The organism is Pseudoalteromonas sp. G4 (genome assembly GCF_028875915.1).
In the GTDB taxonomy this organism is placed as follows: domain Bacteria; phylum Pseudomonadota; class Gammaproteobacteria; order Enterobacterales; family Alteromonadaceae; genus Pseudoalteromonas.
Map to the genome: position 1 here is coordinate 1 of NZ_JAPEHW010000170.1, position 718 is coordinate 718.

At 52.6% G+C, this 718-nt stretch carries 7 tRNA genes; all 7 read right to left on the reverse strand.

Annotated features, from left to right (window positions below):
• Positions 1-2 precede the first annotated feature (2 nt).
• The 7 genes from ON073_RS20445 to ON073_RS20475 all read right to left on the reverse strand — a co-directional run bounded on the left by ON073_RS20445 (position 3) and on the right by ON073_RS20475 (position 709).
• Positions 3-76 (reverse strand) — tRNA-Cys (locus tag ON073_RS20445).
• Positions 77-92: 16 nt separating this feature from the next.
• Positions 93-168: transfer RNA gene (locus tag ON073_RS20450), tRNA-Gly, on the reverse strand.
• A 39-nt stretch (positions 169-207) separates the two neighbouring features.
• Positions 208-294: transfer RNA gene (locus ON073_RS20455), tRNA-Leu, on the reverse strand.
• A 32-nt stretch (positions 295-326) separates the two neighbouring features.
• Positions 327-402, reverse strand: a tRNA-Gly gene (locus tag ON073_RS20460).
• Positions 403-425: 23 nt separating this feature from the next.
• Positions 426-512, reverse strand: a tRNA-Leu gene (locus ON073_RS20465).
• Positions 513-544: 32 nt separating this feature from the next.
• Positions 545-618 (reverse strand) — tRNA-Cys (locus ON073_RS20470).
• 15 nt (positions 619-633) lie between these two features.
• A tRNA-Gly gene (locus ON073_RS20475) sits at positions 634-709 on the reverse strand.
• Positions 710-718: the final 9 nt, after the last annotated feature.

Below are 718 nucleotides of genomic sequence, written 5' to 3' on the forward strand. Positions count from 1 at the left end.
AATGGAGGCGGAACCCGGAGTCGAACCGAGGTAGACGGATTTGCAATCCGCTGCATGGCCACTCTGCCATTCCGCCAACTTCATAAAGAAGTTGGAGCGAGTAACGAGGTTCGAACTCGTGACCTCAACCTTGGCAAGGTTGCGCTCTACCAGCTGAGCTATACTCGCATCCTAAAACGTTTTATTGAGTCGTAATCTCAAAATAAGTGGTGCCCGGGGCCGGACTTGAACCGGCACGCTGTTACCAGCGAGGGATTTTAAATCCCTTGTGTCTACCAATTCCACCACCCGGGCATCAGGTTTCTACGTTGCAGCAAAAACCAATTTGGAGCGAGTAACGAGGTTCGAACTCGTGACCTCAACCTTGGCAAGGTTGCGCTCTACCAGCTGAGCTATACTCGCATCAAATTGATTCTAAAAATCAATGGTGCCCGGGGCCGGACTTGAACCGGCACGCTGTTACCAGCGAGGGATTTTAAATCCCTTGTGTCTACCAATTCCACCACCCGGGCATCGGGCTGCTTTCGCATGTGGAGTGTTGAAATGGAGGCGGAACCCGGAGTCGAACCGAGGTAGACGGATTTGCAATCCGCTGCATGGCCACTCTGCCATTCCGCCAAACTCTTAAAGAGTTGGAGCGAGTAACGAGGTTCGAACTCGTGACCTCGACCTTGGCAAGGTCGCGCTCTACCAGCTGAGCTATACTCGCGTTTCCAAT